Origin of the sequence: Streptomyces sp. NPDC058671, assembly GCF_042716475.1 — a bacterium.
GTDB lineage: Bacteria > Actinomycetota > Actinomycetes > Streptomycetales > Streptomycetaceae > Streptomyces.
The window spans coordinates 20,222-27,414 of record NZ_JBHXSA010000013.1 but is presented as its reverse complement, the minus strand read 5'-3'; the positions used below and the strand labels follow the sequence as shown (position 1 = coordinate 27,414).

Annotated in this window: 7 protein-coding genes; 2 read left to right on the top strand and 5 right to left on the bottom strand. The window is 74.9% G+C overall.

What is annotated here, in order from left to right:
- Positions 1–263: 263 nt before the first annotated feature.
- Complete coding sequence (locus ACFWV2_RS17865) at positions 264–911, top strand: DUF4126 domain-containing protein (protein WP_384405977.1); 648 nt, start codon at positions 264–266, stop codon at positions 909–911.
- 66 nt (positions 912–977) lie between these two features.
- A complete protein-coding gene (locus ACFWV2_RS17860) occupies positions 978–2,423 on the top strand; it encodes a phytoene desaturase family protein (RefSeq protein WP_384405976.1) in 1,446 nt (481 codons plus the stop codon).
- Between the two features lie 277 nt (positions 2,424–2,700).
- Here the strand turns inward: ACFWV2_RS17860 and ACFWV2_RS17855 are convergent, their stop codons facing one another.
- The 5 genes from ACFWV2_RS17855 to ACFWV2_RS17835 form a co-directional block, all read right to left on the bottom strand.
- Positions 2,701–3,531 carry a hypothetical protein gene (locus ACFWV2_RS17855; RefSeq protein WP_384405975.1) on the bottom strand — a complete coding sequence of 277 codons (831 nt, stop codon included), beginning with the start codon at positions 3,529–3,531 and terminating at the stop codon, positions 2,701–2,703.
- Between the two features lie 54 nt (positions 3,532–3,585).
- Positions 3,586–4,503 carry a methylenetetrahydrofolate reductase [NAD(P)H] gene (gene metF, locus ACFWV2_RS17850; RefSeq protein WP_360783173.1) on the bottom strand — a complete coding sequence of 306 codons (918 nt, stop codon included), beginning with the start codon at positions 4,501–4,503 and terminating at the stop codon, positions 3,586–3,588.
- Positions 4,504–4,653: 150 nt separating this feature from the next.
- The gene (gene thiE / locus ACFWV2_RS17845; RefSeq protein WP_384405974.1) at positions 4,654–5,307 is read right to left on the bottom strand and encodes a thiamine phosphate synthase; all 654 of its coding nucleotides are present in this window, start codon (positions 5,305–5,307) and stop codon (positions 4,654–4,656) included.
- A 221-nt stretch (positions 5,308–5,528) separates the two neighbouring features.
- Entirely contained in the window at positions 5,529–5,894 is a 366-nt protein-coding gene (locus ACFWV2_RS17840) for an Rv2175c family DNA-binding protein (RefSeq protein ID WP_360783178.1), read from the bottom strand.
- Positions 5,895–5,937: 43 nt separating this feature from the next.
- The gene (locus tag ACFWV2_RS17835; RefSeq protein ID WP_384406103.1) at positions 5,938–7,101 is read right to left on the bottom strand and encodes an NAD(P)/FAD-dependent oxidoreductase; all 1,164 of its coding nucleotides are present in this window, start codon (positions 7,099–7,101) and stop codon (positions 5,938–5,940) included.
- Positions 7,102–7,193 lie beyond the last annotated feature (92 nt).

Genomic DNA, 7,193 nt, shown 5'->3' with positions numbered 1-7,193 from the left:
CGCCCCCCGCCCCCGGGGGCACCCCCCTACGCCCGGGGCGGCCTCGCCCCTCCCCCCCCGCCCCCCCCCGCACCGGTCTCTCCCCCGTGCACCCCCGTGCCGGTGGGTGCGCGGCCCCGTTCCGCAGCCCCGTGCCGGCGGTGCCGGAGCCGCGCCCCTTCCGTGAGCTCCACTCTGCCGTCCGGAGCGGTCCGCGCCCATCCGCGCACCTACTCATCTCGCCCCCTGGGTACGGGTACTCAGACCTGGTTACGATCGCGGGCGTGTCCGTACTCCCCCTGGTGTTCACCAGCGGCTGGGCGAGCGGGATCAACGCGTACGCGGTGGTCCTGCTGTTCGGCGTCTTCGGCGCGACCGGGCTCACCGACGAGGTGCCCGAGTCCTTGCAGCGCACCGATGTCCTCGTCGTCGCCGGCGTGCTCTTTTTGTGCGAGGCGGTGGCCGACAAGATCCCGTACGTGGACTCGGCATGGGATGCCGTCCACACGGTGATCCGGCCGGTGTCGGGGGCCGTCGTCGGCGCCCTGCTGGCCGGTCAGAACGGTTCGCTGCCCGAACTCGCGGCGGGCGCGGTCGGCGGTTCGACGGCGCTGCTGAGCCACTTCGTCAAGGCGGGGACGAGGATGGCGGTCAACTCGTCGCCCGAGCCGTTCTCCAACGTGGCGCTGAGCCTGGCGGAGGACCTCGGGGTGGCGGCCGTCATCACCTTCGCGCTCTTCCACCCGGTGGCGGCGGCGATCATCGCGGCCGTCCTGCTCGCCCTCGGCCTGGTGATACTGGTCTTCCTCGCACGGCGGATCCGTCGCTTCCTGCGCCGCAGGTCCCAGCGCCGTGAGGAGAGGCGGCTCGCCGACGCGATGCCGAGAGCCCGGTCACGGCCGCCGTCCGACGGCGGGCCGGAGCACTTCTGACCGGCCGGCCCCCGACGTCCGACCGGGGTTCCGGCGCTGTCGCGGGCGCCGGATAAAGTCGCCGGCATGGCACGGATTGTGGTGATCGGCGCAGGACTCGGCGCCATGGCGGCGGCGGCCCGACTGGCCGTGGCGGGCCACCGGGTGACGGTGTACGAGCGGGGCGCGACGTACGGCGGCGCGGTCGGCCGCTACGAGCGGGACGGCTTCGCCTTCGACACGGGCCCGGGGCTGCTGCATCTGCCCGCCGTGTACCGGGACCTGTTCGTGAAGACCGGCAAGGAGCCCCTGGAGGAGTGCGTCACGCTGACGCAGGTCGACCCGGCGGCCCGTCACGTCTTCGCCGACGGCACCCGCGTGGACCTGCCGAACGCCTCCAGGGCCGGCACGGTCGCCGCCCTGGACGGGGCACTCGGCGCGGGCGCGGGCGAGCGCTGGGGCGACTTCCTGGTGCGGGCCCGCGAGGCCTGGGACCGCACCCGCCGTCCGCTCCTCGAGGAGCCGCAGCCGACCGATCCCGCGCCCCTGGCCCGCGAGCCGTACCCGGCCCTGAAGCCGGGCCTGCTGCGGCGGCCGACGACGACGCTCGCGCAGGTCGGGGCGCGGGAGCTGCGCGACCCCCGGCTCGCCGCCCTGCTCGACGCGTACGCGTGGACGTACGGCTTCGACCCGGCCACCGCGCCCGCCTCGGCCGCCGTCCTGCCGTACATGGAGCAGACCTTCGGCAGCTGGTACGTCGGCGGGGGCCTGCGGGCGCTCGCCGACGCGGTGTACGAGCGGTGCCGGAAGCGGCGTGTCGAGTTCGTCTTCGACACGCCCGTCGAGGACGTCCTGGAGAAGGACGGCCGGGCGGTGGGAGTCCGGCTGGCCGGGGGTGACCTCGTCGAGGCCGACCATGTCGTCGCCGGGGCCCCGGTGCCCGCCCTGTACCGGGAGCACGTCGTCGCGCGGGAGGGGGGTGACGACGGCCTGCCGCGCTTCCAGGCCCTCGGCACCAGCCGGGTGACGGTCTGTCTGGCGCTGCGCGGACCTCGCGAGCCGGAGGCGGTCCACCGCACCGTCGTGCACGGGGACGGCGAGCGGCCGACGGTGACCGTGCTGCGCCCGGACGATGCGGCGCTGCGCCCCGACGCGGACCACGAGTCGGTGACGGTCACGGCGACCGTCCCCACGTCTCCGGAGCGGGACGCGCCCGCGTGGGAGGCGTTCGCCGGGCGGATGGCCGAGGCGGCGGGGCGGGCGGTGCCGGGGCTGCGGGAGCGGCTGTTGTGGCAGCACGTCCGCACGCCGGAGGACGTGCGGCGGGACACCGGCGCCGCCGAGGTGCCGGGGCCCGCGCTCGCCGGGGCCGGCGGGCGGCTGCTCCCGGCCGACAACCGCTCCCCGCTGCCGGGCCTCTGGTTCGCGGGCGGCTGGTCCCACCCGGGCGGCGGACTCGCCCACGCGGGCATGTCGGGCGCGCTGGTGGCGGGCTTCGTCGTGGAGGGCGCGGACTTCCGCGGCTCCCGGTAGGCGGAGGCCGCCGGACACACCGGGCGGCGCGGGGGCCTCAAGGACGCGCTGGGGTGGTTGCGGGGGCGGCCGGGCCCTGCGGCGACGCCTCCAGGACGCGCCGGGGTCGTGCGGGGCGCCGGAAGCACCGGGCCGCACGAGGGGGCCGGCCGGAAGGGCCGGGTCCTGCGGGGAGGTCTCAGGGCGCGCACCGGGGCTCGCGCCGGGCCTTCTTCCGGGGCGGCAGGACGCGCCCGGCCCTCCGGGGGTCCCGGCCCGCCGGCTCGCCCGCGGTCACTCAGTAGCGGTACTGCTGCTGGTCGTCCTGGTGCGGCTCGTAGCCGTACGGGTCCGGGGTCCCCGGCTGCTGCGGCGGGGGCGCCGGCTCGGTGTCGCGCTGCTGCGGGACCCAGACCCCGCCGGGCGGCGTGTCGTAGGAGTACGAGGCGGCGTACGGGTCGGCGTAGTACGAGCCGTACTGCTGGCCGTCCGTGCCCGGCCCGATGTACGGGTCGGAGTAGGCGGCGTACTGCTGCTGCGCGGCGGCGGCGCCGTAGTCCCAGGCGGGCTGCTGCTGCTCGTAGGCCGGCGCGTAGGAGTCGTAGCCCGTGTCGTAGCCGGTGCCGTGACCGGCCGCATGGCCCGTGGCAGCGTGAGCCGTGTCCTGGCCCGTGCCGTAGACCCCGTACTGGCCGGTGTCGTCGGGCATCGGCAGGGGTTCGTAGACCGCGGTGGCCTCGGCGGCGGGCCGGGCGTCTTCGCCCTCCGGCACGGCGTACGAGGGGTCCTCGCCGACGTAGGCGAGCTCGGTGACCTCAAGGGTGGGCCCGGCCTGCGCGGGAGGGCCGGACCTGCGGCGACGGCTCGCGCCCGGGTTGCCGCCGATCGCCCAGCCGGTGGAGAAGCCACGGCGGAAGGACAGCGTGACGTACGTCTGGCCGACGGCGAAGGCGATCGCACCGCCGATGATCACCGCCACCGAGGGCAGCAGCACGCCCAGGACCACGCCGAGGAAGCCGCAGAAGGCGAGCACCCGCCAGCGCAGCCGCGCCTTGTACTGGAGGAGCACCTCCCCCAGCAACCACAGTGCGACCACTCCGAACGCGATGTAGAGGACCGTCCACCCCATGCCCCGCCGCCCCTCTCCACGGTCACCGCCGCGGGTCGGGGCGGGTACGACCGGTCACGACTGCTGGTGCAGTCCGAGATTCTCGTAGATCTCGAGCGTCGCGGTGGAGCTGTTCAGCGTGATGAAGTGCAGTCCGGGGACACCCTCGGAGAGCAGCCGCGCGCAGAACTCCGTCGCGAACTCGATACCGATGGAGCGTACAGCGGTGGGATCGTCCTTGACGGCGAGGATGCGCTCTTTCACGTCGTCGGGGAAGGCGGCGTTGCTCAGTTGGGGCAGTCGGCCGAGGGTCTTCACGTTCACGACGGGCATGACCTCGGGGATGATCGGGGTCTCGCAGCCCGCCTTCGCGGCGCTGTCGCGCAGCCGCAGGTAGTTCTCCGGGTCGAAGAACATCTGGGTGATCGCGTAGTCGGCGCCCGCGCGGCACTTGTCCACGAAGTGCCGGATGTCCGTGTCCCAGTCGGTGGAGCGGGGGTGCATCTCCGGGAAGGCGGCGACGCCCACGCAGAAGTCGCCCGACTCCTTGATGAGCCGGACGAGGTCGGCCGCGTACCGGACGCCCTCGGGGTGCTCGACCCACTCGCCCAGCGGGTCGCCGGCCGGGTCGCCGCGGAGCGCGAGCATGTTGCGGATGCCGGCGTCGGCGTACTGGCCGAGGACGTTGCGCAGCTCGGCGACCGAGTGGTCGACGGCGGTGAGGTGGGCGACCGGGGTGAGCGTGGTGTCCGAGGCGATCTTCTGGGTGGCCTTCACGGTGCCGCCGCGGGTGGAACCGCCGGCGCCGTAGGTCACCGAGACGAAGCTCGGTCCGACCGCCTCGACCCGGCGCAGCGCGTTCCAGAGGCCCTGTTCGCCCTTCTCGGTCCGGGGCGCGTAGAACTCGAAGGAGTACGACGTGCCGCCGGAGGCGAGGATCTCGCGGACCGTGCGGGCGCGGTCCGAACGGACGGAAGCGGTACCAAGGGCCATACCGGCAGGTTAGACGGGGTGCGCCGGGCGGCGTACACGGTGTCCGGCTGATGGACACCGTTTCGGACAGTCGGCCGGGCGCGTCCTCGGACGAACCGCCGAGTGCCGCGGGCGGGCGCGCCGGTCCCGGACATCACCTCGGCCGGGCCGCTACTCCCCCGCGCGCTCCCGGACCCGCTTGGCGAGGGCGGCCGTCGCGGCCGCCGGATCGTCGGCCTCGGTGATGGCCCGGACGACGACGATCCGGCGCGCGCCCGCGTCCAGGACCTCGTCGAGGTTGGTCTCGTCGATGCCGCCGATGGCGAACCAGGGCCGGTCCTGGGCCAGGCCCGCCGCGTACCGCACGAGGTCGAGGCCCGGTGCGTACCGTCCGGGCTTGGTCGGGGTGGGCCAGCAGGGGCCGGTGCAGAAGTAGTCGACGCCCGGTTCGGAGGCGGCCGCGGCCGCCTCGCTCTCGGCGTGGCAGGACCGGCCGATCAGGACCTCGTCGCCGAGGATCGCGCGGGCGGCGGGCACGGGCAGGTCGCCCTGGCCCAGGTGGAGCACGTCGGAGGCGATGGCGTGGGCGACGTCGGCCCGGTCGTTCACGGCGAGCAGCCTGCCGTGGCGTCGGGCGGCGTCGGCGAAGACGGCGAGGTGCTCCAGCTCCTCACCGGCCTCCATGCCCTTGTCGCGGAGCTGCACGATGTCCACACCGGAGGAGAGCACGGCGTCGAGGAAGGCGGGCAGGTCTCCCTGCCGCTTCCGGGCGTCGGTGCACAGGTAGAGCCGGGCGTCGGCGAGCCGCTCACGAGGCGTGGGCATGGATGGGTTCCCCCCGTCGGTGGCGCCGGCGCCGCGGGGGGGGGGGCCCCCCCCGGGGCGCCCCCCCCCCCACCCCCCGGGGGGGGTTTGTGTGGTCTTGTGTTTGAGGGGGCGGGCTGGGGGGGGCCCCCCCGGGGGGGGGGCGGGGCCCGGGGGGGCCCGCCCCCGCCGGCGGCCGCCCACCGCGACACCCGCTGGTGGTGTCTTCGTGCGTACGTGTGTCAGAGGGCGAGCGCCTGGGCGCGGCGCTTCACCTCCGTGCCGCGGTTCTCGCCGAGGGCCTGCGCGGGCGTGCCCGGCAGGCTCTCGTCCGGAGTGAAGAGCCACTCCAGCATCTCCTCGTCGGTGAAGCCGTCGTCCCGCAGCACGGTCAGGAGCCCGACGAGGCCCTTGACGATCTTGTCGCCCTGGATGAAGGCGGCGGGGATCTGCAGGGCGTTGTTCTCTCCACGGCGCACGGCGATCAGCTGACCTTCCTTGATCAGCTGCCGCACCCGCGTCACCTCGATATCGAGCATCTCCGCGATGTCGGGCACGTAGAGCCAGGCGGGGACGAGCGCATCGATCTTTACGTCAATCTCGGTCACAGGACAAGCCTGCCATCCCGGACCGACAGCCGGTAGTCGGGCCCTACGCGACTGCCGCCTTCAGGGGTACGGAGGGGTCCGCCGCGCGCGTGGGGTCCACGGCCGTGGCCGTCTCGATGAGCTTGCGGCCCTGGGCCAGGTCGCGGGGGCGGCCGACGGCGAGGAGGGCCACCGGCACGTCGGCGCGCAGCCAGAGCACGGACCAGGCCTCGTCGGCGGGGGTGCCGCGCCAGAGCAGCCGGTCCGCGTCCGCGTGGTGGCCGGCGTACTGGACGAAGCGGCCGAACTGCTCGGACCAGAAGTACGGGACGGGGTCGTACGGCGTGTCCGCGGCCCCGGTGATGGTGGCGGCGACCGTGCGGGGGCCCTGGAGGGCGTTGTCCCAGTGGTGGACGAGGAGGCGCTCCCCGTAGCGGGCGGAGGGGAAGGAGGCGCAGTCGCCGACGGCGTACACGTCGGGCAGGGAGGTGCGCAGCCGCTCGTCCGCGGTGACGGCGCCGCCGGGGTCGAGGGCGATGCCGGAGCCGGTGAGCCAGCCGGTGGCGGGGCGGGCCCCGATGCCGACGACGACGGCGTCGGCGGGGAGCTCGCGGCCGTCGGCGAGGAGGACGCGGCCGGGCTCGACGGTGTCCACGCGCGCGCGGGTGAGGAGTTCGGCGCCGTGGGCCCCGTACCACTCGGCCATGGGGGTGGTGACCTCGGCGGGCAGGGCGCCGGCGAGGGGGCGGTCGGCGGCCTCGACGACGGTGACGGCGCAGCCCGCCTCGCGCGCGGCGGTGGCGAACTCGGCGCCGATCCATCCGGCGCCGACGACCACCACGGTGTGGCGGCGCTCCAGGACGGGCCCGAGGCGTACGGCGTCGTCGAGGGTCCGCAGCAGATGGACGCCGGGGACGCCCTCGGCGCCGGGCAGGGTGACCGGCTGGGCGCCGGTGGCGACGACCAGGGTGTCGTAGCGGACGGGTCCGGCCTCGGTGTCGATCTCGTGGTCGGCGGCGCGCAGTCCTGTGACGTCGAGGCCGAGGCGGAGCTCGATGCCGAGGGCCTCGAAGTCGATGTCGAAGGCGGAGTCCTCGGCCTTGCCGAGGAGGATGGCCTTGGAGAGCGGGGGCCGGTCGTAGGGCTGGTGGGGTTCGGCCCCGATGAGGGTCAGGGGGCCGGTGAAGCCCTGTTCCCGCAGGGCGACGGCGGTCTGCACGCCCGCCATCCCGGCGCCGACGATCACGACATGCTGCTGGGCCTGCTTCTGCTCGCTCACCCGACCACCTTACGCATCTGACGAGCCATCAGGAATGCGGA

Bases quoted from the DNA above. Each gene is read 5' to 3' on its own strand.
- thiE (WP_384405974.1), bottom strand. From the start codon at position 5,307: ATGCCCACGCCTCGTGAGCGGCTCGCCGACGCCCGGCTCTACCTGTGC.
- ACFWV2_RS17835 (WP_384406103.1), bottom strand. From the start codon at position 7,101: ATGGCGGGCGTGCAGACCGCCGTCGCCCTGCGGGAACAGGGCTTCACC.
- ACFWV2_RS17855 (WP_384405975.1), bottom strand. From the start codon at position 3,531: ATGGGGTGGACGGTCCTCTACATCGCGTTCGGAGTGGTCGCACTGTGG.
- ACFWV2_RS17860 (WP_384405976.1), top strand. From the start codon at position 978: ATGGCACGGATTGTGGTGATCGGCGCAGGACTCGGCGCCATGGCGGCG.
- metF (WP_360783173.1), bottom strand. From the start codon at position 4,503: ATGGCCCTTGGTACCGCTTCCGTCCGTTCGGACCGCGCCCGCACGGTC.